Annotated in this window: 22 protein-coding genes and 1 pseudogene; 11 read left to right on the forward strand and 12 right to left on the reverse strand. The window is 71.8% G+C overall.

Annotation, left to right across the window (positions count from 1 at the left end):
* Positions 1 to 61: 61 nt before the first annotated feature.
* On the reverse strand, positions 62 to 1,069 hold the full coding sequence (locus ACWC21_RS23610; RefSeq protein WP_450884874.1) for a zinc-binding alcohol dehydrogenase family protein: 1,008 nt from the start codon (positions 1,067 to 1,069) through the stop codon (positions 62 to 64).
* A 176-nt stretch (positions 1,070 to 1,245) separates the two neighbouring features.
* Between ACWC21_RS23610 and ACWC21_RS23615 the strand changes: the two genes are divergently transcribed.
* Positions 1,246 to 2,043, forward strand: a complete 798-nt coding sequence (locus ACWC21_RS23615) for a VOC family protein (RefSeq protein WP_450884782.1) — start codon at positions 1,246 to 1,248, stop codon at positions 2,041 to 2,043.
* 29 nt (positions 2,044 to 2,072) lie between these two features.
* Positions 2,073 to 2,762, forward strand: coding sequence for a ribonuclease H family protein (locus tag ACWC21_RS23620; protein ID WP_450884783.1), 690 nt, complete (start codon positions 2,073 to 2,075; stop codon positions 2,760 to 2,762).
* Positions 2,763 to 2,983: 221 nt separating this feature from the next.
* Here ACWC21_RS23620 and melC2 read toward each other — a convergent pair whose 3' ends face one another.
* Both melC2 and melC1 read right to left on the reverse strand, forming a co-directional pair.
* A complete protein-coding gene (melC2, locus tag ACWC21_RS23625) occupies positions 2,984 to 3,808 on the reverse strand; it encodes a tyrosinase MelC2 (protein WP_450884784.1) in 825 nt (274 codons plus the stop codon).
* Positions 3,809 to 3,843: 35 nt separating this feature from the next.
* The gene (gene melC1 / locus ACWC21_RS23630; RefSeq protein WP_450884785.1) at positions 3,844 to 4,218 is read right to left on the reverse strand and encodes an apotyrosinase chaperone MelC1; all 375 of its coding nucleotides are present in this window, start codon (positions 4,216 to 4,218) and stop codon (positions 3,844 to 3,846) included.
* Between the two features lie 348 nt (positions 4,219 to 4,566).
* Between melC1 and ACWC21_RS23635 the strand changes: the two genes are divergently transcribed.
* From ACWC21_RS23635 to ACWC21_RS23655, 5 genes are all read left to right on the forward strand, one after another.
* Positions 4,567 to 5,772 carry an FAD-dependent monooxygenase gene (locus ACWC21_RS23635; protein WP_450884786.1) on the forward strand — a complete coding sequence of 402 codons (1,206 nt, stop codon included), beginning with the start codon at positions 4,567 to 4,569 and terminating at the stop codon, positions 5,770 to 5,772.
* A gap of 96 nt (positions 5,773 to 5,868) precedes the next feature.
* Positions 5,869 to 7,338: an MFS transporter gene (locus ACWC21_RS23640; protein WP_450884787.1), complete on the forward strand. Its 1,470-nt coding sequence runs from the start codon at positions 5,869 to 5,871 to the stop codon at positions 7,336 to 7,338.
* The gene (locus tag ACWC21_RS23645; RefSeq protein ID WP_450884788.1) at positions 7,335 to 7,934 is read left to right on the forward strand and encodes a TetR/AcrR family transcriptional regulator; all 600 of its coding nucleotides are present in this window, start codon (positions 7,335 to 7,337) and stop codon (positions 7,932 to 7,934) included. Before ACWC21_RS23640 ends, ACWC21_RS23645 begins: the two co-directional genes overlap by 4 nt.
* Before the next feature lie 103 nt (positions 7,935 to 8,037).
* Positions 8,038 to 9,021: an aldo/keto reductase gene (locus ACWC21_RS23650; protein ID WP_450884789.1), complete on the forward strand. Its 984-nt coding sequence runs from the start codon at positions 8,038 to 8,040 to the stop codon at positions 9,019 to 9,021.
* 124 nt (positions 9,022 to 9,145) lie between these two features.
* Positions 9,146 to 9,643 carry a DUF6328 family protein gene (locus ACWC21_RS23655; RefSeq protein WP_450884790.1) on the forward strand — a complete coding sequence of 166 codons (498 nt, stop codon included), beginning with the start codon at positions 9,146 to 9,148 and terminating at the stop codon, positions 9,641 to 9,643.
* Between the two features lie 225 nt (positions 9,644 to 9,868).
* On the opposite strand, the gene ACWC21_RS23660 is transcribed toward ACWC21_RS23655, so the two are convergent.
* From ACWC21_RS23660 to ACWC21_RS23690, 7 genes are all read right to left on the reverse strand, one after another.
* Positions 9,869 to 10,294: an SsgA family sporulation/cell division regulator gene (locus ACWC21_RS23660; protein ID WP_450884791.1), complete on the reverse strand. Its 426-nt coding sequence runs from the start codon at positions 10,292 to 10,294 to the stop codon at positions 9,869 to 9,871.
* A gap of 103 nt (positions 10,295 to 10,397) precedes the next feature.
* A complete protein-coding gene (locus ACWC21_RS23665; RefSeq protein WP_450884792.1) occupies positions 10,398 to 11,369 on the reverse strand; it encodes an LLM class F420-dependent oxidoreductase in 972 nt (323 codons plus the stop codon).
* 56 nt (positions 11,370 to 11,425) lie between these two features.
* A complete protein-coding gene (locus ACWC21_RS23670) occupies positions 11,426 to 13,117 on the reverse strand; it encodes a serine/threonine protein kinase (RefSeq protein ID WP_450884793.1) in 1,692 nt (563 codons plus the stop codon).
* Between the two features lie 219 nt (positions 13,118 to 13,336).
* Positions 13,337 to 14,374 (reverse strand): polyprenyl synthetase family protein, encoded by a 1,038-nt coding sequence (locus ACWC21_RS23675; protein WP_450884794.1) that lies wholly within the window; start codon positions 14,372 to 14,374, stop codon positions 13,337 to 13,339.
* Positions 14,371 to 15,411, reverse strand: a complete 1,041-nt coding sequence (locus ACWC21_RS23680) for a tetratricopeptide repeat protein (protein WP_450884795.1) — start codon at positions 15,409 to 15,411, stop codon at positions 14,371 to 14,373. The genes ACWC21_RS23675 and ACWC21_RS23680 overlap by 4 nt, the downstream gene beginning before the upstream one ends.
* A 158-nt stretch (positions 15,412 to 15,569) precedes the next feature.
* The gene (locus tag ACWC21_RS23685; RefSeq protein ID WP_450884796.1) at positions 15,570 to 16,247 is read right to left on the reverse strand and encodes an AIM24 family protein; all 678 of its coding nucleotides are present in this window, start codon (positions 16,245 to 16,247) and stop codon (positions 15,570 to 15,572) included.
* 58 nt (positions 16,248 to 16,305) lie between these two features.
* Positions 16,306 to 17,514 (reverse strand): serine hydrolase domain-containing protein, encoded by a 1,209-nt coding sequence (locus tag ACWC21_RS23690; protein WP_450884797.1) that lies wholly within the window; start codon positions 17,512 to 17,514, stop codon positions 16,306 to 16,308.
* Positions 17,515 to 17,847: 333 nt separating this feature from the next.
* Here ACWC21_RS23690 and ACWC21_RS23695 point away from each other — a divergent pair, with 333 nt between their 5' ends.
* From ACWC21_RS23695 to ACWC21_RS23710, 4 genes and pseudogenes are all read left to right on the forward strand, one after another.
* Positions 17,848 to 19,611 (forward strand): M4 family metallopeptidase, encoded by a 1,764-nt coding sequence (locus tag ACWC21_RS23695; RefSeq protein WP_450884798.1) that lies wholly within the window; start codon positions 17,848 to 17,850, stop codon positions 19,609 to 19,611.
* A 67-nt stretch (positions 19,612 to 19,678) separates the two neighbouring features.
* A pseudogene (locus ACWC21_RS23700) lies at positions 19,679 to 21,160 on the forward strand (alpha-galactosidase D); the annotation flags it as partial.
* A 17-nt stretch (positions 21,161 to 21,177) separates the two neighbouring features.
* Positions 21,178 to 23,535 (forward strand): glycosyl hydrolase family 95 catalytic domain-containing protein, encoded by a 2,358-nt coding sequence (locus ACWC21_RS23705; protein WP_450884799.1) that lies wholly within the window; start codon positions 21,178 to 21,180, stop codon positions 23,533 to 23,535.
* Positions 23,532 to 24,737: an SGNH/GDSL hydrolase family protein gene (locus ACWC21_RS23710; RefSeq protein ID WP_450884800.1), complete on the forward strand. Its 1,206-nt coding sequence runs from the start codon at positions 23,532 to 23,534 to the stop codon at positions 24,735 to 24,737. Before ACWC21_RS23705 ends, ACWC21_RS23710 begins: the two co-directional genes overlap by 4 nt.
* A gap of 9 nt (positions 24,738 to 24,746) precedes the next feature.
* Here ACWC21_RS23710 and ACWC21_RS23715 read toward each other — a convergent pair whose 3' ends face one another.
* Positions 24,747 to 25,097 (reverse strand): UBP-type zinc finger domain-containing protein, encoded by a 351-nt coding sequence (locus ACWC21_RS23715; protein ID WP_450884801.1) that lies wholly within the window; start codon positions 25,095 to 25,097, stop codon positions 24,747 to 24,749.
* The coding region (locus tag ACWC21_RS23720) for an ATP-binding protein (RefSeq protein WP_450884802.1) at positions 25,094 to 25,520 on the reverse strand (427 nt) is incomplete at its 5' end. The genes ACWC21_RS23720 and ACWC21_RS23715, both read right to left, overlap by 4 nt.

Genomic DNA, 25,520 nt, shown 5'->3' on the forward strand with positions numbered 1-25,520 from the left:
GTCGAAGGGTTTTGGCGTCCCGCCGCGTCCCGCCCCGCCCCCTTGGCGGCATCCGCCGGGTTCAGGAGAAGTCGTTCACCAGCACAGCCGCCCCGTCGAAACGGCCGGCCTTCAGGTCCCTGAGGGCCTTCAGCGCCCGTGACAGGGGATAGGTGTGCGTCCGCGCCCGGATGCCGTGCAGCGCGGCCAGGGACAGGAACTCTCGGGCGTCCGCGCGCGTGCTGGAGGTGACGCTGCGCAGTTCCTTCTCGTAGAACAGCTCGGTCTCGTAGTGCAGCGGCGGTACGTCACTCAGATGGATGCCGGCCACCGCCAGGATCCCGCCCCGGTCGAGGGCGCGCAGCGCCACCGGGACCAGGTCGCCGGCCGGTGCGAACAGGATCGCGGCGTCCAGGGGCTCGGGCGGCCGGTCGTAGGCGTCGCGCGCCGAGGCGGCGCCGAGCTCGTGCGCCAGTCGCCGGGCGGCCTCGCCACGGGTCAGCACGTGCACGGTGGCCCCCTCGGCCAGTGCCACCTGGGCGCACAGGTGGGCGCTGCCCCCGAAGCCGTACAGTCCGAGCCGGCCGCCCGGCGGGAGCGCGGTGCGCCGCAGCGCGCGGTAGCCGATGATCCCCGCACACAGCAGGGGCGCGGCGGCCACGTCGTCCAGGCCGCCGGGCAGCCGGTGGGCGAACTCGGCCGGGACCGTCGTGTACTCGGCGTAGCCGCCGTCGGTGTCCCAGCCGGTGTACGCCGACTCCGGGCACAGGTTCTCCGCACCGCGCAGACAGTGGGCGCAGCTGCCGTCGGTGCGCCGCAGCCAGGCCGCGCCCACCCGTTCCCCCACGGCGAAGTCCTCGACGGCCGCCCCGGTCCCCGCCACCACCCCGACCACTTCGTGTCCCGGGGTCACACCCGGCCGGCGCTCCGGCAGGTCGCCCTCGGTGACGTGCAGGTCGGTGCGGCACACCCCGCAGGCGAGCACCCGGACCAGCAGCTCGTCGTCCCCGGGTACCGGCACCGGCCGCTCCACGAGCCGCAGGGGATCGCCCTCGACCGGGCCCGGGCGGACCACCGACCACGCCCGCATCGTCGCGGAAACCCTCCCCGCCACGTCCGTCATCCCGTGCCCCGTCCGCCGGAAAACCGCCGTCTCCTCCCAGTCTCCGGCGGCGCGCCCGGTTCGGCGCGCGGGCCGCCCCGGGGATGACTAGCGTGAAGAGGTGAAAATCGGGCAGTGGCGTCGAACGGGAGAGGGCCACGACCATGGCCGTACGACCTGAGGGAACCCCTTGTTGGGCCGATGCGATGTTCAGCGACGTCGAGCAGGCCAAGAGCTTCTACGGCGACGTCCTCGGCTGGACCTTCGGCGAGTCGTCGTCGGAGTACGGCAACTACACCCAGGCCTATGCGGACGGCAAGGCGGTGGCCGCGGTGGTGCCGCCGATGCCCGGTCAGGAGGGACAGCCGCAGTGGTGCCTGTACCTCGCCGCCGAGGACGCCGCCGCGACGGCCGAGAAGATCCGGGACAACGGCGGCGAGGTGCTCATGGGGCCCATGGAGGTCGGTGAGTTCGGCACCATGTGCCTGGCCCGTGAGCCGGGCGGCGCCGTGTTCGGTGTCTGGCAGGGCGGCACCCACGAGGGCTTCGAGGCCACGGCGGTGCCCGGCGCCTACTGCTGGGCCGAGTTCTTCACCCGGGACCCCGAGCAGACGGACGCCTTCCTCCCGGCGGTCTTCCCCTACACCGCGCAGCGGATCGACGACGCGAGCATCGACTTCCGGATGTTCAGGGCGGGTGACGACACCGTCCTGGGCCGGATGAGGATGACGGACGACTTCCCGCCCGAGGTGCCCTCGTACGTCAACGTGTACTTCACGGTCGGCGACTGCGACGACGCCGTGGCCCGCGCCACCAAGCGCGGCGGTGTCCTCCGGTTCGGCCCGATGGACAGCCCTTTCGGCCGTTTCGCCGCGCTGAGCGATCCGCAGGGCGCGAACTTCTCGGTGATCGACATCACGACCAGGCAGGGCGAGATGCCGAAGACCACGGACGTCTCCTAGGCGTGCCGGGCGCCCGTTGCGGGCGTGGCATGATCGGGGCCATGCGTGAACGAGTGGTGGCCGCGTGCGACGGGGCTTCGAAGGGAAACCCAGGTCCGGCGGGCTGGGCGTGGGTGATCTCCGACGACGCCGAGAAGCCGGCCCGCTGGGAGGCCGGGCCGCTCGGCAGGGCCACCAACAACGTCGCGGAACTCACCGCGCTCGAACGCCTGCTGACGGCCAGCGACCCGGACGTGCCGCTGGAGATCAGGATGGACTCGCAGTACGCCATGAAGGCCGTCACCACCTGGCTGCCCGGCTGGAAGCGCAACGGCTGGAAGACGGCCGCCGGCAAGCCCGTCGCCAACCAGGACCTGGTGGTGCGCATCGACGAGCTGCTCGACGGCCGCTCGGTCGAGTTCCGCTACGTGCCCGCCCACCAGGTCGACGGCGATCCCCTGAACGACTTCGCCGACCGCGCCGCCAGCCAGGCGGCGAGCGTGCAGCAGGCGGCGGGCAGCGACCTCGGTTCCCCGGAGCCGCCGCCCTCGCCCGACGTCCCGGCGGCCAGGACCCCGCGCAGGAAGGCGCCCCGCAGCAGCGGCGGTTCCTCCTCCCGCACGATCAAGGCGAAGTTCCCCGGCCGCTGTGCGTGCGGCCGCCCCTACGCGGCCGGCGAGCCCATCGCGAAGAACCCGCAGGGCTGGGGCCACCCCGAGTGCCGTACGGCCGAGGCTTAGGGGTCCTTGCACTATGAGCGCCCGATGAGGTCGCGTGGTCCGGTGCCGTGCATCGCAAGGCGCCGGAGAGCCCTCGATGGGGCCCCCGCTCGAGTGAAGCCGAGAGTGGGGGAGGAGCTACCAGGGCTTTTCGGCAACGCGGCGAGGTGCGGTGCCAGGCCGCGCGACCCGGGCGGGCATAGTGCAAGGACCCCTTGGGGCCTGACCGGCCGGGCGGCGCCTCAGGCGGTGTCGAACGTGTAGAACGCCGTGTGGTCCAGCAGGTCCGCCGGACGCACGTCGTTCCACGGCTTCATGGTCTCGTTCAGGTCCACCACGTCCGGCGTGCCGCCCGAGGGCACGTATCCGGCGTCCGGGTGCCGGTGCTGCCACTCGGCCCACAGCTTGTCGACGTAGGCGTGGTGCAGCCAGAACACAGGGTCGTTGGGAGAGACCCCGGTGGCCATCTGCCCGCCCACCCAGACGTGGACCCGGTTGTGCAGATTGACCCCGCGCCAGCCCTCGAGGTGGTTGCGGAAGCCGTCCGAGGCGCTGTTGTAGGGCGCCATGTCGTACGTCCGTATCGCCAGTACCGACTCCACCTCGGCCGGCGTCGGCAGCTCGCGCACCCCGGAGCCGAGCGAACGGCGCAGGAACGTGCGCCCGTCCACCCGAACGGTGATCGGCCAGTTGCCGGTGGACGCGGCGAACGGCCCGTCCATGACCCGGCCGTCCAGACTTCGCCCGGTGCCGCCGAGGAGGTCCGGCGCCCACAGCGAGGCGCGGGCCGTGCGGTCCGTGCTCCAGTCCCAGTACGGCAGCGCGACCGACGCGTCCACCTGCTGCAGCGCACGCTCGAAGTCGAGCAGGAATCTGCGGTGCCACGGCAGGAAGGACGGTGAACGGTGGCCGGTCCGCTCACTGTTGTCGGTGTCGGACATGATGAAGGAGTTGTGCGTCCTGACGAACTCGTCGTAGCGCCCACTGCGCTTGAGCTCCAGGACGGCGGCGACGAACCGCCGCTTCTCGTCGGCGGTCAGGGCGGCCTGGTTCTTGCGTACGGTCATGTGCGCGGTGCTCCGGATGTCCTGGCGGGTGGGGGTCAGTTGGCGGGGAAGGGCAGCAGGGTGGCGCCCTGCAGTTCGTCGACCGCGGCACGGGCGGCGGCGCGCGGCGTGGGCACCGGGTCGTAGTGGCTGACGACGCTGATCCAGCTGCCGTCGGCGTTCCGCATCACGTGCAGTTCCACACCGTCGACGAACACGGCGTAGCCGCTGTCGTGGTCGTGGTGGTGGCCGCCGCCGTCCGCCGGGCGGCCCTGTATCCGGCGGCCCTTGTAGACCTCGTCGAAGACCGCGGGGGAGCCGTGGTGGTGCTCGGCGGCGGATGCGGCGGGTGTGTCGACGGCCCTGACCCCGGCCGCGGCGGTGAGGGCGGCCGCGGCGGTGAGCGCGCGACGTCGGGTGAGTTCCGGCATGCGGGACCTCCTGATGCGTTCGGGTGATGGCCCCGCATGCCTATCGGCCCACCCGAGAACGGGAGAAATCCCTCGGATCGGGTTGGCTGCGATCCGGACAATCCGCTACATGTCGTACAGTGTTGAACAAAGATGATCTTGCCGCCGTGACGGCCCGAGGGGGACGGAAGCGGGAATTCCTTGCCCGCCGGGGGCTCTTGCGGGTGATCTTTGGCGGCGGCCGTCCGTCCGAGTGGTGCCGCTCACCGCCGGAAGCTGACGCGATCCCGAACCCCGGCCCTACCATCCGATCTTTGTTACCCTGCGGTGCCAATCGACCACTTTGAGTGACATCCCGGGGGTGTGTGCGTGAAGGTCGCATGCGTCGGAGGCGGGCCCGCCGGCCTGTACATCGCGATCCTGCTCAAGCTGCAGAACCCGTCTCACGACATCACCGTCCACGAGCGCGACCCGGAGGGCTCGACCTACGGCTGGGGGGTGACGTACCGTCGCGGACTGCTCGACAGACTGCACGCGCACGACCCCGTGTCGGCACTCGCCGTCGAGCAGAACTCGGTGCGCTGGACCGAACGTGCCGCGCACGTCCGGGGCCTGACGGCCCGGCATCTCGACGAGGGATTCGGCATCGGCCGCCACCGGCTCCTCGAACTCCTCGCCCGCCGCGCCCGCTCGCTGGGCGTCCGTCTCGCCTACGGAAGTGAGATCACCGCCGTACCCCCTGGCACCGACCTGACCGTGGCGGCCGACGGCGTGCACAGCGCACTGCGCGACCGGTACCGCGACCACTTCGGCACACGGATCGTCTCGGGCCGCAACCGCTACATCTGGCTCGGCACCACCCAGGTCTTCGACGCCTTCACCTTCGCCTTCACCGAGACCGAGCACGGCTGGATCTGGGCCTACGGCCACGGCTGCAGCGCCACCCACGGCACCTGCGTCGTGGAGTGCTCCCCCGAGACCTTCACCGGCCTCGGTCTGGACCGGGCGAGCGAGGCCGACGCACTGGCGCTGCTGGAGCACCTGTTCGCCGACTTCCTCGACGGCCACCCCCTGATCGGCCGATCCGCCGCCGACGGCAGCGCCCAGTGGCTCACCTTCCGCACCCTCACCAACCGCACCTGGTACCGCCGCAACCTGGTCCTGCTGGGCGATGCCGCGCACACCACCCACTACTCCGCCGACGCGGGCACCGCCCTCGCCCTGGAGGACGCCCTCTGCCTGGCCGACGTCCTGCGCGAGTACGGCAGGCGCCCCGAGGCCCTGGCCGCCTACGAACGGCAGCGCCAGGCGGACCTGCTGGCCGCGCAGAGCGCCGCCCGTTACAGCGCCCAGTGGTACGAGAACCTGACCCGCTACATCGACCTGCCCCCGCACCAGATGTTCGCCCTGCTCGGCCAGCGCCACTCGCCGCTGCTGCCGTACGTGCCCCCACAGCTCTACTACGGCCTCGACAAGGCGGTCGGGCAGCTCGCGGTGCTGCGCCGGCTCAAGCGGTGGCTCGGACCGAGGGCGGCCCGCGCGCTGCACACGCGCTCCTCGGGCACACGGGTGTGACCACCGGAAACCCGGGTGAATGACCATTCACCCGCCCGGGTGAATTGGTAAGGTGAATGGAGATTCACCTCGCAGCGCGCCCCTCAGGAGCGACCGATGGACCAGCCCGTCCCCATAACCCGGCCCCTCCGGGAGCGCCTCACCATCCCGGTGCTGGCCTCGGGCGGCATCCTCATGGCGGTCATGCAGACGGTCGTCGTCCCGCTGTTGCCCGACCTGCCCCGGCTGACCGGTGCGTCCGCGGCCACCGTCTCCTGGATGGTCACGGCGACACTGCTCTCCGGCGCCGTCCTGACCCCGGTGCTCGGGCGCGCCGGGGACATGTACGGCAAGCGGCGGGTGCTCATCGCGTCCCTCGCGCTGATGACCGTCGGCTCGGTGATGTGCGCCCTGTCCTCCGACATCGGCGTCCTCATCGCCGCCCGCGCCCTGCAGGGCGCCGCGGCCTCCGTCGTGCCGCTGTCCATCAGCATCCTGCGGGACGAACTGCCGCCCGAGCGCCGGGGGTCCGCCGTGGCGCTGATGAGTTCCACCGTCGGTATCGGCGCCGCCCTGGGGCTGCCGCTCGCCGCGCTGGTCGTGCAGTACGCCGACTGGCACACCATGTTCTGGCTGACCAGCGCCCTCGGTGCGCTCGGTGTCACGGCCGTGTGGTGGGCGGTGCAGGAGTCACCGGTGCGGGAGCCCGGCCGGTTCGACGTGCTCGGCGCACTGGGGCTCGCCGCCGGGCTCGTCTGCCTGCTGCTGGCGGTGTCCCAGGGCGGAGAGTGGGGGTGGGGCAGCCCGCGGATCGTCGCCCTCTTCGGCTCCGCCGCGCTCGTGCTCGCCCTGTGGTGGTGGCAGCAGCTGCGCGCCGAGCGCCCGCTGGTCGACCTGCGGCTCGTGACCAGGCCGCGGGTGGGCCTGTCCCACGTGGCCGCCCTCCTGACGGGCTTCGCCTTCTACGCCAACTCCCTGGTCACCGCCCAGCTGGTGCAGGCGCCGAAGGCCACCGGATACGGTCTGCAGCTGTCGATCGTCGCCACCGGCCTGTGCCTGCTGCCGGGTGGTGTCACCATGCTCCTGTTCTCGCCTCTCTCCGCCCGTATCTCGGCGGCGCGCGGACCGCGGATCACGCTGGCCCTGGGAGCCGCCGTCATCGCCTGCGGGTACGCCGTGCGGATCGCCGACAGCCGGGAGCTGTGGATGATCGTCCTCGGGGCGACGGTGGTGGCGACCGGCACCACCCTGGCCTACTCGGCGCTGCCCACCCTGATCCTGCGCGCAGTCCCGGCCGGGCAGACCGCCTCCGCCAACGGTGTCAACGTCCTGATGCGCACCATCGGCCAGGCCGTCTCCAGCGCGGCCGTCGCCGCCGTCCTCGTGCACCACAGCAGCCCGGTCGGCGGGGTACCGGTCCCGACGCTGCACGGCTACCTCCTGGCGTTCGCCATCGCCGGTGCCGTCGCCCTGGCGGCCTGCGCGGCCGCACTGTCCATACCCGGGGACGCCCCCACCGCCGAGAGTTCCGTGCCGGCGGACACGGGCGGGACGCGGGACCACGACGGGGCACTGGAGGAAGCGTGACCGCCGCGAGCAGCCCGCACGACACCGCCGCGACCGGTACCGCCCGCAGGGACGCCGAAGCCACCAAGGCGGCCATCCTCCGCGCGGCCCGCCATCTCCTGGCACGGCACGCCCACGCCGACATCACGCTCAAGGCCGTCGCCGAACGCGCCGGGGTCAGCGCGCCGCTGATCGTGAAGTACTTCGGTAACAAGGACGCCCTCTTCTCCCGGGTCATGTCCTTCGAGGCCGACGCCTCCGCCCTTTTCGACGCCCCCCTGGAACAGCTCGGGCGGCACATGGTCCGGCACGTCCTGGCCAGCCAGCGCGAACGGGGCGCCGACCCGCTGCTGCGCATCGCCTTCGCGCCGCTGCACGGCGACCGAGGGGACGTCCTGCGCGCCAACTTCCGCACGCAGGTGACCGAGCGTCTCGCCGAGCAGCTCACCGGCCCCGACGCCCCGCTGCGCGCCGAGCTGGCCGTCTCCAGCCTCCTCGGACTCGGCGTGATGTACGGCATCGCGCGCGGTTCCCATGTCCGCTCGGCCGATGTCGACGACCTCACCGAGCGCTACGGCGCGGTCGTGCAGTCCCAGTTGACCCCCGGGGCGCCCTGACCTGCCCGGGCCGTCACCTGGTCGGGCAGCCCGCCCGGACGCACGACGGCGGGGCCGGGCCCCTGTCCCGCGCCGGGTGGGGGCCGGGTGACAGACTGGCGGCATGGACGAACGCGTGATGGGCAGGTCGGGGCAGTGGGCGTCGGTGGTGGGCCTGGGCACATGGCAGCTGGGCGCCGACTGGGGCGACGTGGACGACAAGGAGGCCCTCGCCGTACTGGAGGCGGCGGCCGAGGCGGGCGTGACCTTCTTCGACACGGCGGACGTGTACGGCGACGGGCGCAGTGAGCAGACCATCGCCGCCTTCCTGAGCGGCAGGCCCGACCTGCACGTGCTGGTGGCGACGAAGATGGGCCGCCGGGTCGAGCAGATCCCGCAGAACTACGTCCTGGACAACTTCCGCGACTGGAACGACCGCTCCCGGCGCAACCTCGGCGTCGACCGCGTCGACCTGGTGCAGCTGCACTGCCCGCCCACCCCCGTCTACTCCTCCGACGAGGTCTTCGACGCGCTGGACACGCTCGTCGAGGAGGAGCGGATCGCGGCGTACGGCGTGAGCGTGGAGACCTGTGCCGAGGCGCTGACCGCGATCGCCCGCCCGAACGTGGCCAGCGTCCAGATCATCCTCAACCCGTTCCGGATGAAGCCCCTGCGCGAGGTGCTCCCCGCCGCCCGGGAGGCGGGCGTCGGGATCATCGCCCGGGTGCCGCTGGCCTCCGGGCTGCTGTCCGGCAAGTACACCAGGGACACGGTCTTCGCGGCCAACGACCACCGCACCTTCAACCGGCACGGCGAGGCCTTCGACCAGGGCGAGACCTTCTCCGGCGTCGACTACGGGACCGGCGTCGAGGCGGCCGCCGAGTTCGCGGCCCTGGCCCCCGAGGGCTACACCCCCGCCCAGCTGGCCCTGCGCTGGATCATCGAGCAGCCAGGCGTCACCACGGTCATCCCCGGCGCCCGCACCCCGGACCAGGCCCGCGCCAACGCGGCCGCCGCCAGGCTCCCCGCACCGCCCGAGGAGACGTTCAGCGCGATCCGGGAGCTGTACGAGCGCCGTATCCAGGACCAGGTCGAGAGCCGCTGGTAACGGTGGCCCCTCCGCTCGGTGGCCGTCCGGCCCGGTCACGGCCGGACGGTTGAGCAGGCACGATCCCGCCGTTTCGGGGAACTCGCGAGGCTACGGAACTCGCATACCCGAGGCAGGAGGAGACGTGGAGGACACCCGCGAGGGCGCAGAGCGGCGCCGGGGGCGCAACGAGACCGAGGAGGAGAGAGCCGACCGGATGTGGGTCGAGCTGATCCAGGAGGTCCGCGTCGCCCAGACCGGAGTGCAGATCCTCTTCGGCTTCCTGCTCACCGTCGTCTTCCAGGCCAAGTACGCCCAGCTCTCCCACACCGACCAGGTCATCTACATCGTGACCGTGTGCCTGGGCGCCTGCGCGACCGGCGCGCTCATCGGGCCGGTGTCACTGCACCGGCTCGTGGCCGGGCGGCGGGTGAAGCCGCAGGCGGTGCGCATGGCCTCGCGGCTGACCTTCATCGGCCTGGTCCTGCTGCTGGCCACCATGACAGCCTCGCTCCTGCTGATCCTCCGGGTGGCCACGCACGACGGGTACGTGCCCTGGCTGGTGGCGGCGGTCGTCGCCTGGTACCTGGTCTGCTGGTACGGGATCCCCCTGTGGACGCGGCGCCGTCACACCTCTCGCTGACCATCCGGCGCCGTCGGGCTGCCGGTCGTGCACCAAGGCGAGGCAGGCGCTCACGGTCGGCGGCACCGGCCACCGGCCGCCGCGCGGCGGTGAGGCGCGGCCGTGGCGGGCCGTCGGCGGGTAACGTCGGTCCAACGTCGATCGCGGGGCGCGGCGCGGGGTGCACCCTGATCAGGGTCGCCGCAGGGCTCGCGTACGGCTGCTCAGCCGTGGTCGCGCGGTGACTCAGCCGGTGGCGAGGATCTGCGCCAGGAAGTCGTCCACCCGGACCTCCTCCCGGCCCGGTGCCACGGCCGCCCAGGTGTCCCGCAGGAAGGCGGCGACAGCGGGCGCCCACGCGTACACCACGGCCCGGTGGCGGCCACCGTCGGCGTGCACGTCGCCGTAGAAGTCCATCCGCAGCTCGTGCCACGGCCCGGTGGCCACCGGCCGGAACCGTACGTCTCCCACGCCGACCGCCCGGTCCAGCCCGTCGGCGAGCATCTCCCGGTCCAGCCGCCACCGGGCGAGCACCCGCCCGTCGTGGGCGAACACCGCGGTGACGGCGAACGGGTCGTCGGCGTCGTACGTCAGGTGGGCGAGGACGGGGCAGCGCTCCGTACCGCCCGCCTGGAGCTGTACGACGAGGGTCTTGTGCACGAAGGGGGTCACCGAGGGCCTCCGGGACGATCGACGTAGGACCCTCTAGTACCCCCGAAGCGCACAAGATGCTCAGTCGTTCGGGTGATTGCCAGGAGATTGCCTTTTCTCCCGTTCAGCCGAACGCGTCGCGCAGTGCGGGCAGCAGCGTCTTCGCGGACCAGTCCAGGTACGCGGGCTGGGAGTCGCCGCCGATCTGCACCAGGGCGATCTCGGTGAACCCGGCCTCCGCGTAGGGACGTACGGCTTCCACGAAGGCGTCCGGGTCGTCACCGCACGGGATCGACGCGGCCACGTCGTCGGGCGTCACGAACTGGGTGGCCGCCTCGAAGGAGTCCGGGTGCGGCAGCTCCGAGTTGACCTTCCAGCCACTCCCGAACCAGCGGAACTGGGCGTGGGCCCGCTCGATCGCGGTGTCCCGGTCGGGGTCGTAGCAGACCGGCAGCTGGCCCACCCGCGGCTTGCCGGTGCCGCCGTGCCGGTCGAAGGCCTCGAGAAGGTTCGCTTTCGGCTCGGTGGCGATGACCAGGTCGGCGTGGTGGCCCGCGAGCTTGCAGGACTGCTCGCCGGAGACGGCGATGCCGATTTCCGGCGACTGTTCCGGCAGATCCCACAGCCGGGCCGACTCCACGTCGAAGTGCGTGCCGTGGTGGGTGACGTGCTTGCCCTCGAAGAGCGCGCGGATGATCTCCACGGCCTCCTCGAGCATCTCGTGCCGTACGTCCACGGGCGGCCAGCCGCCGCCCACGACGTGCTCGTTCAGGTTCTCCCCGGAGCCCAGCCCGAGCCGGAAACGGCCCTCGGACAGCAACTGCACCGTGGCCGCCTTCTGCGCCACGATCGCCGGGTGGTAACGGAAGGTCGGGCAGGTCACGTACGTCATCAGCGGGATGCGCGACGTGGCCTGGGCGGCGGCCCCGAGCACGCTCCAGGCGTAGGAGGAGTGGCCCTGCGAGCGCAGCCAGGGGAAGTAGTGGTCCGAGGTCACCGAGAAGTCGAAGCCCGCTTCCTCGGCGCGCACCAGATGGTCGACGAGGTCACGTGGGCCAGCCTGCTCGGTCATCATCGTGTATCCGATTTGCACCATGAACCTCGGGTCCCCTGCCTGCCGGACGGAAAACGGCCCGTTCGAGCGGAGCCGGGTCAGTTCGCCGTCGGCCGGAAGGTGCGCAGGAAGGTCTGCTGCGCCTCCTTGTTGTCCGCCTTCTCCCAGTCGGCCGCCGGGGTCGTGAAGCGCAGGGAGAAGGCGCGGTGGCCGCCGAGCAGGAAACCGCGGCCGAAGGTGTGCACGGCGTCCTCGCCGGTTCCCTCGACCCACTCCATGTCGGCCGCCTTGTACCCCTGGTAGGTGGTGGCCCGGATCGAGCCGATCCGCCGGAAGCCCGCGTGCTTGCGCAGGTTCGGCTCCACGTCGTCCCGCCAGATGGCGACCGGATCGGGCCCGACGCGCTCGCCCTCGCTGTAGGTGACCGCGAGGGTGGGGGAGCCGTCCGCCTCGCCGAAGATGACGCGGTAGGCGTCGGACTCACGGGTCGTGTCCAGCCTCTTCCAGCCGTCGGGCAACGCGACGGAGAAGCCCTCCGGCGCGGTGTAGCGGTGGTAGCCGTCCGGGAGCGCGCTGGTGGTGGCGGTGGCGGTGGCGGGGGCGGTGGCGGTGGTGGTGGCGGACGGCGAGGGGCGGGGTGAGGGTGTGCCGGTCGGTGCGGGGGAGGGTGTCGCGGAGGCTCCGGGAGACTTCCTGCCGTCGGTGCGGTCGCCCGGAGCGCCGGGCGCCGGGGACGACCGGGTGGCGGTCGCCGACGGCTGGGGCGCGGTGGCGGACGAGGCGGTGTCGGAGCCCGAGCCGGTACCCGGCAGCTGGTGCGTCGCGGCCAGTACCGCGACCGCGACCGTGACCACGGCGAACGCGGTCCCGGCGACCATGGCCCGTCGGCCCCACGCCCCGCCGGAGTGCAGGAACGCGGTGTACGCGCCGTGCAGCCGGGGCACGGCGGCGACCTGCCGCTCGGCGTCGAAGTCCTCGCTCAGCACCCGGCTGAGCGCCTCGCGGGCCGACGGCCGGGTCAGCCGCTCCCGCGAGTCCTTGCGCAGCAGGCCCTGCACGACCTGGGCCAGTGGACCGGCCCGCAACGGGGTGCGCAGGGGCAGCCGGTCCACTCCCTTGAGGGTGGACTCGAAACGGCCCCGGTCCCGGAACGGCGGCCGTCCCTCCACCATGGTGTAGAGGATCGCGCCGAGCGCCCACAGGTCGGCGGCCGGGCCGATGCGCTCGTCGCGGGCCTGTTCGGGAGAGGCGTACGACGGTGCGGTCACCCGTGGCGCGAGGGTCGCGCCCGCCAGCCCGAAGCCCGCGACGACGACCGGCCCCCGGTCCCGCACGAACACCTGACCGGGGCTGAGCTCGCCGTGGGTGAAGCCCTCGTCGTGCGCGGCATCCAGTACGTCGAGCAGCTCCAGCGCGATCCGGGCAGCCCGCACGTAGTGGAACGGTCCCTCCTGGGTGAGGAGTTCGCCGAGCGGTGTACCGCCGATCACGTCGGTGACCGTCCACAGCACGCCGGACTCCTCGATCGCGTCGATCACCGTGGGCACCCGGCCGGGGCGGAGCACACTCATGACCTCCGAGGTGCGCAGGAGGCGGGCGGAGGTCCGGCGTGGAGTCTCCTCGGCCGGGCCGTCCGGGAGCGCGATCCGGGTGATCAGCCGTGGCCGTTCCGCCTCCAGGTCCTCGGCGTACCAGCAGACGCGGTTCGTTTCGCGGCCGACGACCTCGAGGAGCCGGTACCTGCCCGCTACCAGCTCTTGTGCGGAGACGTGCGCCTTGACCATGGTCATCCCTCGCTGCAACCCCTGCCTCGTCTTTCCCAGAGGTACGCGGGGCGCGACACGTTGCGTTCAAACGATCCGCAACTCGAAGCCGCTTCCTGCCTTTTGTTCAAACCGCAGGTCAGCCCCGCACCTTGGGGAAAACGGCGTATGGCCGGGCCGCGACCTGGGGGTAACCCACGGTAAAACCGCGCACTCGTCCGGGTGTTCCGCCGGGGTCGGCCCGCTTCACAGTTGGCGACGCACCAGGAAGCCGACCAGGCACCGCAGTTCACCGGCCGGTTCGGCCGCCAGTGGCAGGGCGGTGAGTGCCGCTCGAGCCATTGCCGTATGCCTGGCGGCCTCGGCCAGTGCCGCGGCGCGGCCGCCGAGCTCCTCGACCAGCCCGGCCGCCGCATCCGTCTCCTCGGGGGAGTCCAGGAGCGCGGCGAGGCGGCGTGCGCCGGGTCCCGGTGAGGCGAGCGCGGCCAGCACCGGGTACGTCTTCTTCCGTTCCCGCAGATCACCGTGGACCGGTTTGCCGGTGACCGCCGGGTCGCCCCAGATGCCCAGGACGTCGTCCACCAGCTGGAAGGCGACCCCCAGAGCCCGGCCGGCCTCGTCGAGCGCGGCGACCGTGGCGGCGGGCGCCCCGCCGAGCGCGGCACCCAGCGCGGCCGCGCAGCCGAGGAGGGCGCCCGTCTTGTGCTCGGCCATCGCCCGGTACTCGGCCGGTGAGACCCGGTCCGGCCCGGCCCACGGCCGGGCGGTGAAGAGCAGGTCGTCCGCCTGCCCGCGCACCAGATCGGCCAGCGCCGCCGACAGCACCCGTACCGCACCCGCTCCGCCCGGCTCGACCGCCAGGGTCTCCACGGCCAGCGCGAACAGGGCGTCTCCTGCCAGCACCGCGGGTCCGGTGCCGTACGCCTTCCAGACGGTGGGACGGCGACGCCGGGTCGCGTCTCCGTCCATGATGTCGTCGTGCAGCAGTGAGAACGCGTGCACCAGTTCCACCGCGACAGCCCCCGCGACCCCGGCCCGTGCGGGCGCGCCGACCGCCTCCGCCCCGAGCACGGCCAGCGCCTGCCGTACGCCCTTGCCGCCGGGGGCGACGGCCGGCGCGCCGCCCACCTCGCACCATCCGAAGGTGTAGGCCGCCATCTCACCCACCCACGGATGCAGTCGGCCCACGGCCTCGGCGAGTGCGGGCCGTACCAGTTCCCGGCAGCGGTCCAGCACTTCGGGCGGGGACGGCGGTGCCTGCACCGGAGAGTCGAGCGCGCTCACCGTGCGGCCTCCGCCTCGACGTCGAACTCCTGCTGTGCGAGGGTGACCATCCGCCCCACGTGCCGCAGCCCGCCGCGCCGCACCGTGCGGGCCAGATCCGCGAGTTCGGCCGCCGTCTCGGCCCGGTCCCGGCCCAGCCGGGCCAGCGACTTGGCGAGGCCGAGGCGGGCCAGTGCCTCGCCGCGCGGTTCGCCCATCGCCCGGAACTCCCCGAGCGCCGTCTCGTACATTTCCCTCGCCTCCGCGTACCGGCCGGCGCGGTACAGGACGTTGCCGCGCATCTTGTGGTTGTAGGCGAGCGCGCTGGAGAGGTTCATCGCGCGGCACGTCGTCTCCGCCTGCGAGAGCAGGGCGAGCGCCCGCCCGGTGTCCCCGTCGCGCACCGAGAGGATGTCGGCGAGACCGCGCAGCGCCCACGCGTGTCCGCGCCGGTCGTTCGCGCGGTCGGCTATCTCCGCCGCCTCCTCGAACATGGCGTACGCCGTGTCGTAGGAGCCGGTGTTGCGGTGCATCTGCGCGATCCCCTCCAGTGCCCACACCGTGTGCCGTGCCTCCCCGCGCCTGCGTGCCTCGGAGAGCAGTTGCTCGTGCAGTCGGCCGACGGCCTCGTAGTCGCCCTGGATGCGGCCCGTCTCCGCCAGCCCGGCCAGTGAGTAGCCGCGCACCACGATGTCCCCGCCCCGCTCGCCGAGTTCGGCGGCGAGCCCCAGCAGCCGCCAGGCCAGCGGGAACGCGCCGCGCTGCCGGGCGAGCGTGCCGCCGCTCCACAGCGCCCATGCCATCGCCGCCGTGTCACCGGCCTCCCGGGCGGCACGGTAACTCGCCTTCCACGCCCGGTCGGCGTCCCGCACCTGGCCGAGCCGGCGATGGGCCTCGGCGACCGCGAGCCCGCAGCGGGCGGCCTCGTCGCGCCGTCCGTCGCGCTCGGCCGCGCGCAGCCGCTCGGTGCCCTCGGCCAGCACGTCCACCAGCGAGGAGTTCACGGACAGGGTGGTGAGGGCGCCCTGGTATTCCGGGGCGAATGCCTTGCCGTACATGACTGCCTTTCTATACACGCCGTGTATACACAATGTGTATAGTCCGTCGGTTTTCAGCCCTGGCCTTGCGGGCCAGGGCTGGTCTCGGTCTGTTGCCGATCAAGACGCCGGTACGGCCGACGGGGTTGCTTTCGCGGAGCAACTCGTTCCAGTGGGCGTCAGTGCTGCTCCGCCTTCTGCGGCGTCACCTCGCTCGGGCGCACCACGACATACCCCTCGCCCTGGAGCTTGAGTTGCACGGCCTCCCCGGAACCGCCGCGCAGCATCGAGCCGATGGACTGCGAGCGGTGCAGCGAGGTCTGCAACTGGGCGGTCCAGCCCACCACCGCGTCCGTGTCGACGTACACCGGCGCCTGCGCGGAGACCGGTATGACCAGTGGGTTGCCCTCGCACATCAGGCCGAGCCGGCCCTGTCCGGTGAAGACGCTGTTGAACAGGCCGCCCCCGGCGATGCCCGAGCCCTTGACGGTCTTGATCTCGTACGCCAGCGAGGCGTCGAAGCAGAGCACGTTGCGGCCGTTGACGGTGAACTGGTCGCCGGGCTCGACGTCGACGATGAAACAGTTCTGGGCCTCGTGCGCGAACCACGCCTCACCCTGCCCGCGCACCGCCATGAGGGGCAGGCCCTCACCGGTGAACGCGCGCTTGAGCATACCGCCGACACCCTGCCCCTTGCGCTCGAACTGGAGGTCGCCGCGCCAGGCCACCATCGCGCCCTGGCGGGCGTGCATCTCACCGTTCACCGTGTACCTGAGGCACTTGGCGTTCTCGGCGGACATTCCCGGCGCCACGGCCGGCTGCACCACGTGCTGACTGGAAAAGAGGTCACCCTTCATGCGCGCATGGTGTCCCGGACGGAATGGTTCCGCCAAGATCACGGAACGTGGTCCTCTCTCATCGCATCTTGTCCTCGTTCCACTCGACGGCCAGGAGGCCCCGGCGTTCCTTCGGTCGCTTGCCGCAGAACGCCGACTCCAGGGTTCCCGCCATGGCGCTCAGCACGGTGCCGTTGTTGGACGTGTTCGCGACCGCGGTGAGGCTGCGCCGGCCGTCGCCGGACGTGAAGGCGTAGGTGTAGTAGCCCTGGACGGCGCCCGTGTGACCGTAGACCGAGACCCCGCAGGACAGGGTGCGCCGGCGCAGCCCGAGCCCGTACGCGGAGGTGCCGTCGACCGGGATCCACCGCTCCATCTCCGCCAGCCGCGCGGCCGAGGTCAGCTTTCCGCCGAGCAGCGCGGAGTAGAAGGTGTTCAGGTCGCGGGTGCTGGAGATGACGGCCCCCGCGCTCTGCGCCCAGGACACCGTCTGCTCGGTGGCGTCGACCAGTGCGTCGCCCGTCGTGTCCGGGGTGAGATAACCCCTGGCGTAGCGGCCGGGGATCTTCGTGTCGGGGTGGACGTAGAAGGTGTCGCGAAGGCGCAGCGGCCTGAAGATCCGGTTCTCGTACTCGTTCCGTACCGGATGCCCGGTCAGTTTCTCGATGAGCATCCCGGCCACGACGAAGTTGGTGTTGGAGTACGAGTACGCGGCGCCCGGTGCGTTGGTGCGCGGCTTCGCGAGGGAGAGACCGACCAGGCCGCGGTAGGTGAAGACCTTGTTGCGCACGGCCGCAAAGCCGGAGACGCTCTTGGCGAACATGTCGTCGGTGTAGTCGTACAGGCCGCTGCGGTGGCTCAGCAGGTGCCGCACCGTGATCCGGTCGTCCGGCAGCAGACCGGGCAGGTACCGGTTGACCGGCGCGTCGAGGCTGAGCCTGTGCTCGTCGGCCAGTTGCAGCAGGACGACGGTCGTGAAGGTCTTGGTGACACTGCCGACTCGGAAGTGGTCGGCGGTGTCGATGGCCCGCCCGGTGCCGCGGTCGGCGACGCCCCGCACCGCCTTGTACACGGTGCCGTGGTCGTCGATCCGGGCCATGGCGCCGGGCGCGCCCTCGGTGACCGCCGAACGCAGCGCCGCACGCAGCCCGGCGGTGTCGGGCACCGGCAGATCCGCCGCCGACGTCCGTGCCCGCACACCCGGGTGCGCGGCCTGAGCGGGCGGCGCCAGGAGGGACAGGGCGACCGCCCCGAGGACCAGACCTTTGCCGACCGTTGCCTTGACCATCCGTCACCACTCCCATCCGCACCTCATGTGGTGCGAGATACATCACATCAGGGCAACGGAACCTACTCGTGTCTCGTCACATCACCACAGGTGACACACAGTTGGTCATGCATCGATCACCCTGCGGTGCGTATTCGTAAAGGATTGTCATAGAAGACCGCGAAAGCGATCATTCCGCCTTTACGCGGACATGACTCATCCGTAAGGGTTCGTCGGGGGCCCGACCAGCCCTCGTGGCGCGGGCCAACCCCGCCATGTCTCAAGGCGGTTGGTGACCCCGGCTGCCTTCGAACGAAGGAACCCTACATAGTGCGTAGACCGCACATACGCAGCGTGGCGGTTGCCATCGCAGTGGCGACGGCTGCCACGGGCCTGGCCGGCACGGCCTTCGCCGGTCCGTCCACGGGGGCCGGGAACAGCGCGTCGTCGTCCGCGACGACGGCCGACTCGATCGTGCAGGCCGCGCGGACCGCCGCCTTCGCCCACGCCTCCGCGACCGGCGTGTCGCAGGGCGACGAGCTCCACGCCCAGGACGTACTGATCGACCCGGAGGGTGCTCGGCACGTCCGGTTCGTCAGGAGCCACAACGGAATGCAGGTGCTCGGCGGCGACCTCGTCGTCCACCTCTCCCGGCAGCTGGCCTACACGGGTGTCACCCGGGCGGCCGACCACGCGGTGAAGCCCGCCGCCAAGCAGGCCAAGCTGACCGCCCAGCAGGCCCAGCAGAAGGCCGCCGCAGCCGCCCAGGGCGACGCGGGCGCCGCCGAACTCGTCGTCGACGCCCGTAACGGCGCCGCCGCCCTCGCCTACCAGGTGACGGTCACCGACAACGACGGCTCGCACACGGTCGTCGTCGACGCCGTCACCGGCAAGGTGCGCAGCAACATGCCCGACAGCGACGAGTTCCTGTCGCCGAAGCTGCTCGACACCCTGCGGCAGCGCGGCGAGACGATCGACCCGGCCACCGGTATCGGCGCCGGCACCGGCAGCGCCGGCCTCCTCGGCTCCGGCGTGTCCGGTGTCACGCACTACCCGGCGACCGCGCACGGCACCGGCAAGACCCTCTTCGTGGGCACCGTCGGTCTGACCACCACGGCGACCTCGCGCGGCCACTACCAGCTGAAGGACCCCAGCCGGTACGGCACCGAGACGCGGGACGCCAAGGGCTCGTACACGGAGAAGTTCAGCGCCGGTACGAAGTTCACCAACACCACCGACGTGTGGGGCAACGGCCAGACCACCAGCCGGGTGAGCGCCGCCGCCGACGCCCAGTTCGGAGTCACCGAGACCCTGGACTTCTACAAGAAGACCTTCGGGCGCAAGGGCATAGCCAACAACAGCAAGGCGGCCCAGGCGATGGTCCACTGGGGCAAGAAGGTCGCCAACGCCTTCTGGGACCCCACCTGCAACTGCATGCTGTACGGCGACGGCGACGGCCAGATGTTCAAGAAGCCGCTGGTCGTGCTCGACGTCACCGGTCACGAGCTCACCCACGGCGTGGTGGAGGCCACGGCGAAGCTCGAGCCGACCTACGTCGACCCCGATGGCAACCAGTACGGCGAGCCCGGCTCGCTGAACGAGTCGCTCGCCGACATCTTCGGTTCCAACGTGGAGTTCTTCGCCAACAACGCGAAGGACACGCCGGACTACCTGATCGGTGAGAAGCTCGGCCTGGCCCAGAAGTTCCTGCGCCGCCTGGACAAGCCGTCGCTCGACAAGCTCGAGGGCACGATCGACTACTGGGCGCCGGACACCGTCGACACCGAGGTGCACGCGGGTTCCGGTGTCTCCTCGCACGCCTACTACCTCCTCGCCGAGGGCAGTGGCAAGAAGAAGATCGGCACCGTCACCTACGACTCGCCGACCTACGACGGCTCCACGGTCAAGGGCATCGGCCGCACCAAGGCGACGGCGATCTTCTACCGCGCCCTGACCCGCTACATGGTCTCCACGACCGACTTCCACGACGCGCGTGTGGCGACGCTGAAGGCGGCCAAGGACCTGTACGGGGCGACCAGCACCGAGTACAAGACGGTGGACAAGGCGTGGGCCGCGGTCAACGTCACCGCCGCCAACACGCCGGCCGCCCGTCACTGACGGCGGACGGACCGAAGGCAGACCCGAGTGCCCCGCGCCCCGCGCGGGGCACTCGCCTGTCCGCGGCTGGAAGCCCGGGTACGACCGGTACGGACGCCAGAAGGCCGACCCGAAGCGCTTCCCCAGTGGCATGAAGGCCGTAGCCGACCGCATCCATGCCAAGGGCCTCAAGGCCGGCATCTACCTTCCCGCAGGACTGGAGAAGGAGGTGTACGGCGACGGGAGGACACCGGTCCTGGACGCCGACGGCTGCACCACCGGCGACATCGTCTATCCCGACCTGCGCACCACCCACGGCTGGGACAGCTCGTACAAGCTCGACTTCTCCCGTCCCTGCGCACAGAAGTACGTGGACTCCCAGGCGCGGTCGATCGCCGACTGGGGCTACGACTTCCTCAAGCTGGACGGCGTCGGACCGGGCTCCGGCAAGAGCGGCGACCAGTACGACAACGTTGCCGACGTGGCCGCCTGGAACAAGGCCATCGCCGCCACCGGCCGTCCCGTTCACCTCGAACTGTCCTGGTCCCTGGACATCGGGCACGCCGCCGACTGGAAGAAGTACTCCAACGGCTGGCGCATCGACACCGACGTCGAGTGCTCCTGCAACACCCTTGTCAGCTGGGTGAACTCCGTCGACGACCGCTGGGACGACGCCCCCGGCTGGACGAAGCACGCCGGTCCGGGCGGCTGGAACGACCTCGACTCCCTGGACGTCGGCAACGGCGCCATGGACGGTCTGACCCAGGCCGAGCGGCAGAGCTACGCCACCCTGTGGGCCATCGCCAAGTCCCCGCTCTACACCGGCGACGACCTGACCCGTCTGGACGACTACGGTCTGAAGCTCCTGACCAACCGCGAGGTCATCGCCGTCGACCAGGCCGGCACCCCGCCCGCCCGGCCGGTGACCCCGTCGGACCCCCAGCAGGTGTGGGCCGCGAAGAACCCCGACGGCACCTACTCGGTCGCCCTGTTCAACCTCGCCGACGCCCCCGCCGCCGTCACGGCCGACTTCTCCTCCCTCGGCTTCACCGGCAGGGCGGCCGTCCGGGACCTGTGGAACCACGAGGACCTCGGCACGTACCGGAACAGGGTCACCGAGGCGCTGCCCGCCCACGGCTCCCGCCTGTTCACCGTCACCCCGCACGGCGGCGCCCTCACCGCGACCGGCTACGAGGCGGAGTCCGCCGCCAACACCCTCGCCGGCAACGCCTCCGTCGCCGACTGCTCGGCGTGCTCCGGCGGGAAGAAGACCGGCGACCTCTACCTCGGCGGCAGGCTGCGCTTCAACGACATCACGGTCGACAGGCCCGGCACCTACCTGGTGCGGGTCGCCTAAGTCAGCGGAGACCCCCGCTCGGTGGACATCTCCGCGAACTCCGGTGCCGCCACCCGCCACCGGTTCCCGTCCTCCGGCGACTGGGGAACCGTGGAGACGGTGAGCGTGCCCGTGACACTCAAGGCGGGCGCCAACACACTCACCTTCGACAGCAGCGGTCCCGGCTACGCGCCGGACATCGACCGCATCGACGTTCCCAGGTCGCCGCGCTAGAGGAATCGGAGCCCACCATGGAAAACCCGACCAGCAGGCGCGGCTTCCTCGCTCTCGCCGCCGCCACCGGAGCCCTCGCCGGACTGCCCGCCTTCACCGCGACGGCCGCACCCCTGCGGCCCACCGAGACCGCTCCGGTGGCAGGAACCTCACGCCACCGTCTGTGGTGGCAGGCCCCCGCCGACGAGCACTCGATGATCGACCGGGGCCTGCCCGTGGGCAACGGCCGTCTCGGCGCCCTCGCGAGCAACGACCCCGGCCGCGAACTGCTCCTGGTCACCGACGCCACGATGTGGACCGGCGGCCTCAACGACACCCTCGACGCCGACGGCCAGTTCCCCTACGGCCGCACCGACTTCGGCTCCTTCACCCTGCTCGCCCGGCTCACCGTCGACCTTCCCGGCCACGAGCTGTCCGCAGTCTCCGGCTACCGCCGCACCCTCGACCTCGACCAGGGCCTGGTGACGACGTCGTACGTCCGTTCCTCGGTGACGTACCGACGGCAACTGTTCGCCAGCCGCCCCGACGACGTGATCGTCCTCCACTTCACCCAGAGCGGCGGCGGGCACTACACCGGCGCGGTGACCCTGGAGGGCACGCACGGCGAAACCCCCGCGGCCGCCGCGTCGTTCGCCGGTGCCTTCCCGAACGGCCTGCGGTACGGGGCGGCCGTCGCCGCCCACGGCAGGGACGGCAGCGTCCGGGTGGGCGGCACACGCATCGTCTTCTCCGGATGCACGGAACTGACCGTCGTGGTCAGCGGCGGCACCGACTACGCGCCGGACGCCACCGCCCACTACCGGAACCCGTCCCTCGACCCGGAGGCGCTGGCCCGCACCAAGGTCCGCGCCGCCTCCCGCCACCCGGCCGGCACCCTGCTCGGCACACATGTCGCCGACCACCGGGAGCTGTTCGCACGGTTCGACGTCCGTCTGGGTACGTCGTCCGACGCCCAGCGCTCCCTCGACACCTGGGAACGGCTCCAGGCCCGCTCCCGGGACGGCGAGCCCGACCCGGAACTCGAGGCCGCCTACCTCCAGTTCGGCCGCTACCTCATGATCTCGGGGTCCCGGGGCAGCCTGCCGCTGGGCCTGCAGGGGCTGTGGCTCGACGGCAACGACCCGGACTGGATGGGCGACTACCACACCGACATCAACGTCCAGATGAACTACTGGATGGCCGACCGGGCGGGCCTCCCGGACTGCTTCGACGCCCTCACCGACTACTGTCTCGCCCAGCTCCCGTCCTGGACGGCACTCACCCGGGACCACTTCAACGACCCGCGCAACCGCTACCGCAACTCCAGCGGGAAGAACGCCGGCTGGACGGTCGCGATATCCACCAACCCCCACGGGGGACTGGGCTGGTGGTGGCATCCGGCCGGCAACGCCTGGCTGTGCAACACCCTCTGGGAGCACTACGAGTTCACCCGCTCGCGCGCCCACCTCGAGCGGATCTACCCGCTCCTCAAGGGCGCCTGCGAGTTCTGGGAGGCGCGGCTGGTCACCGTCACCGAGCCGGACACCGGGCGCGAGGTGCTGGTCGCCGACAGCGACTGGTCGCCCGAGCAGGGCCCGCTGACCGCCAAGGGCATCACCTACGCCCAGGAACTGGTGTGGGCGCTGTTCGGGAACTTCCGCGCTGCGGCGGCCGAGCTGAAGCGGGATCCTGGGTACGCGGACACCGTCGGCGCGCTCCGCGAGCGTCTGTACCTGCCCCGGGTGAGCCCCAGGACCGGCTGGCTGGAGGAGTGGATGTCCCCGGACAACCTCGGCGAGACCACCCACCGGCACCTGTCCCCGCTGGTCGGTCTCTTCCCCGGCGACCGCATCCGGCCCGACGGCTCCACCCCCGCCGACCTCGTCGCCGGCGCCACCGCCCTGCTCACCGCCCGCGGCATGAACAGCTTCGGCTGGGCCAACGCCTGGCGCGCCCTGTGCTGGGCCCGGCTGAAGAACGCCGACAAGGCCTACCAGCTGGTCATGACGAACCTGCGCCCCTCGACCGGGGGCGGCAACGGCACGGCCGTGAACCTCTTCGACATCTACCAGGTCAAGCAGGGCCGGGGCATCTTCCAGATCGACGCCAACTTCGGCACCCCGGCCGCGATGACCGAGATGCTGCTGTACTCCCGTCCGGGCCATCTGGAACTGCTGCCCGCCCTCCCGGGCGCCTGGGCCGCGTCCGGTTCGCTCACCGGGGCGGGGGCCCGCGGCGGCTTCGTCGTCGACCTGCACTGGAAGGACGGGAAGCCGACCGAGGCCCGGATCCGGAGTGTCGGCGGCCGTACGACCGAGGTGGCGTACGGCGGTAGGTCCCGCACCGTCACCCTGCGCCCCGGCGGATCGGTCACGCTGAAGGACCTCGCCCGGTGACCGGCCGCATCGGACGGGCCTGCCGCCTCGCCGCCGTCCTGCTGACCGTCCTGGGCTGCCAGGCGGCCCCCGTCCGGGCATCGGCCACCACCCCGCCCGGCGTCGTCACCTGGGCGGCGAGCGCCGACCGTCTCGGCGACGGCGTCGCCGACCGCTCCTACCGGCTGGTCGTGCACACCAGCGCCGCCGGCAGCGGCCCGCGGATCCGGCTCTCCAACGCATTCGGGGACCGGCCGCTGACCCTGGACAGTGTCTACGCGGGCGTCCAGGACCAGGGCGCCGCGCTGCGCCGGGGCAGCAACCGGCGGCTCACCTTCGGCGGCTCCCGCACCGTCACCGTCCCGGCCGGGACCACCGTGTGGAGCGACCCGCTGCCCGGCGGTCTGCCCGCCGCGACGAACCTGGTGGTCAGCCTGCACAGCCCGGACGCGGCGGGCCCCGCCACCGGTCACGGCATGGCCATGCAGACGTCGTACGCCACCCAGGGCGACCATACCGGCGAGGAGAGCGCCGCCCACTGGACCGGCACGACCGGCTCCTGGTTCTACCTCGACGCCGTCTCCGTACGCCCGTCAGGCGCGGCCACCGGTGCCGTGGCCGCCCTGGGCGACTCCATCACCGACGGCTGGCAGTCCACCACCGATCTGGACCGCCGCTGGCCCGACTACCTCGCCCGGCGGCTCCACTCGGCCGGCAGCCCGCTCCAGGGCGTGGCCAACGAGGGGATCTCGGGCAACCAGGTCCTGGCGGACGGCGCCGGACAGAGCGCGCTGCACCGGCTGGACCGGGACGTGCTGTCCCAGCCGGGGGTGCGGACCGTCTTCCTCTTCGAGGGCGTCAACGACCTCAAGGCGCACACCGGCGTCACCGCCCAGGATCTGATCGCCGGGTACCGGGAGATCGCAGACCGGGCGCACGCGGCCGGGAAATGCGTGGTCGGGGCCACCGTCGGCCCCTTCAAGGGCTGGCCCGAATGGGATCCGGCGGCGGAGGCCGTACGGCAGCAGGTGAACGAATTCGTCCGCACCAGCGGGGAGTTCGACGCGGTCACCGACTTCGACCGCGTCCTGCGCAGCCCCTACGACCCCGAGCGCCTGCTGCCCTTCCTCGACGGCGGCGACCACCTGCACCCCGACGACAAGGGCATGCAGGCGATGGCCGACGCCGTCGATCTGAACTCCCTCGACTGCGCCGGCCCGTAGGAACCCGGCTCAGCGCAGCGTCTCGGCCCAGTCGGCCGGGACCCGTCCCGCGGGCCCCGGTGCGGGCTGGTCCGCGGGGTGGGCGGCCGGTGGGGCCAGCTCGGGGCCGGACTCGTACAGCTCCTCGGTGTCGTAGTTCCAGAACCAGGCCTCGCCCGGCTCGAAGCTGCGGATCACCGGGTGCCCCGTCTCCCGGTGGTGGGCGGTGGCGTGCTTGGCGGGGGAGTCGTCGCAGCAGCCGATGTGGCCGCAAGCCGCGCAGCGCCGCAGGTGGAACCACCAGCCGCCGGCCGCGTCGCACTCCACGCAGCCGGTGCCGCTCGGCGGGACACTCGGGTCGATCGCGGACTCCGCGCTCATGCTGCCTCCTCGGGCGTCTCGGCGGTCAGGGGAAGCAGGACCTGGAAGCGGGTGTCGCCGGGCACCGACTCCACCCGCAGGGTGCCGTGGTGCTTGTTGACGACGATCCGCCAGGAGATGTCCAGGCCCAGCCCGGTGCCCTGTCCCACCGGCTTGGTGGTGAAGAAGGGGTCGAAGATGCGGTCCCGGATCTCCGGCGGGACGCCGGGACCGGTGTCCCGGAACTCCACCAGCACCCGCTCGTGGTCGAGCGCGGTCCGTACGGTCAGCGTGCCGTCCCCGCCCGCGCTGTCGACGGCGGAGACCGCGTTGTCGATCAGGTTGGTCCACACCTGGTTGAGCTCCGCCGGGTAGGCGGGGATCTTCGGGAGCGTGCGGTCGTAGTCCTTCACGACACCGATCCGCGGCCCGATCTTGCCGGAC

It is taken from the genome of Streptomyces sp. NPDC001348 (assembly GCF_053597535.1).

What these genes read in the sequence shown, in the direction of transcription:
- melC2 (WP_450884784.1), bottom strand. Translation starts at nt 3,808, where the DNA reads ATGACCGTACGCAAGAACCAGGCCGCCCTGACCGCCGACGAGAAGCGG.
- melC1 (WP_450884785.1), bottom strand. Translation starts at nt 4,218, where the DNA reads ATGCCGGAACTCACCCGACGTCGCGCGCTCACCGCCGCGGCCGCCCTC.
- ACWC21_RS23650 (WP_450884789.1), top strand. Translation starts at nt 8,038, where the DNA reads ATGGACGAACGCGTGATGGGCAGGTCGGGGCAGTGGGCGTCGGTGGTG.
- ACWC21_RS23680 (WP_450884795.1), bottom strand. Translation starts at nt 15,411, where the DNA reads ATGTACGGCAAGGCATTCGCCCCGGAATACCAGGGCGCCCTCACCACC.
- ACWC21_RS23615 (WP_450884782.1), top strand. Translation starts at nt 1,246, where the DNA reads ATGGCCGTACGACCTGAGGGAACCCCTTGTTGGGCCGATGCGATGTTC.
- ACWC21_RS23620 (WP_450884783.1), top strand. Translation starts at nt 2,073, where the DNA reads ATGATCGGGGCCATGCGTGAACGAGTGGTGGCCGCGTGCGACGGGGCT.
- ACWC21_RS23640 (WP_450884787.1), top strand. Translation starts at nt 5,869, where the DNA reads ATGGACCAGCCCGTCCCCATAACCCGGCCCCTCCGGGAGCGCCTCACC.
- ACWC21_RS23685 (WP_450884796.1), bottom strand. Translation starts at nt 16,247, where the DNA reads ATGAAGGGTGACCTCTTTTCCAGTCAGCACGTGGTGCAGCCGGCCGTG.
- ACWC21_RS23610 (WP_450884874.1), bottom strand. Translation starts at nt 1,069, where the DNA reads ATGCGGGCGTGGTCGGTGGTCCGCCCGGGCCCGGTCGAGGGCGATCCC.
- ACWC21_RS23665 (WP_450884792.1), bottom strand. Translation starts at nt 11,369, where the DNA reads ATGGTGCAAATCGGATACACGATGATGACCGAGCAGGCTGGCCCACGT.
- ACWC21_RS23715 (WP_450884801.1), bottom strand. Translation starts at nt 25,097, where the DNA reads ATGAGCGCGGAGTCCGCGATCGACCCGAGTGTCCCGCCGAGCGGCACC.
- ACWC21_RS23705 (WP_450884799.1), top strand. Translation starts at nt 21,178, where the DNA reads ATGGAAAACCCGACCAGCAGGCGCGGCTTCCTCGCTCTCGCCGCCGCC.
- ACWC21_RS23690 (WP_450884797.1), bottom strand. Translation starts at nt 17,514, where the DNA reads ATGGTCAAGGCAACGGTCGGCAAAGGTCTGGTCCTCGGGGCGGTCGCC.
- ACWC21_RS23670 (WP_450884793.1), bottom strand. Translation starts at nt 13,117, where the DNA reads ATGACCATGGTCAAGGCGCACGTCTCCGCACAAGAGCTGGTAGCGGGC.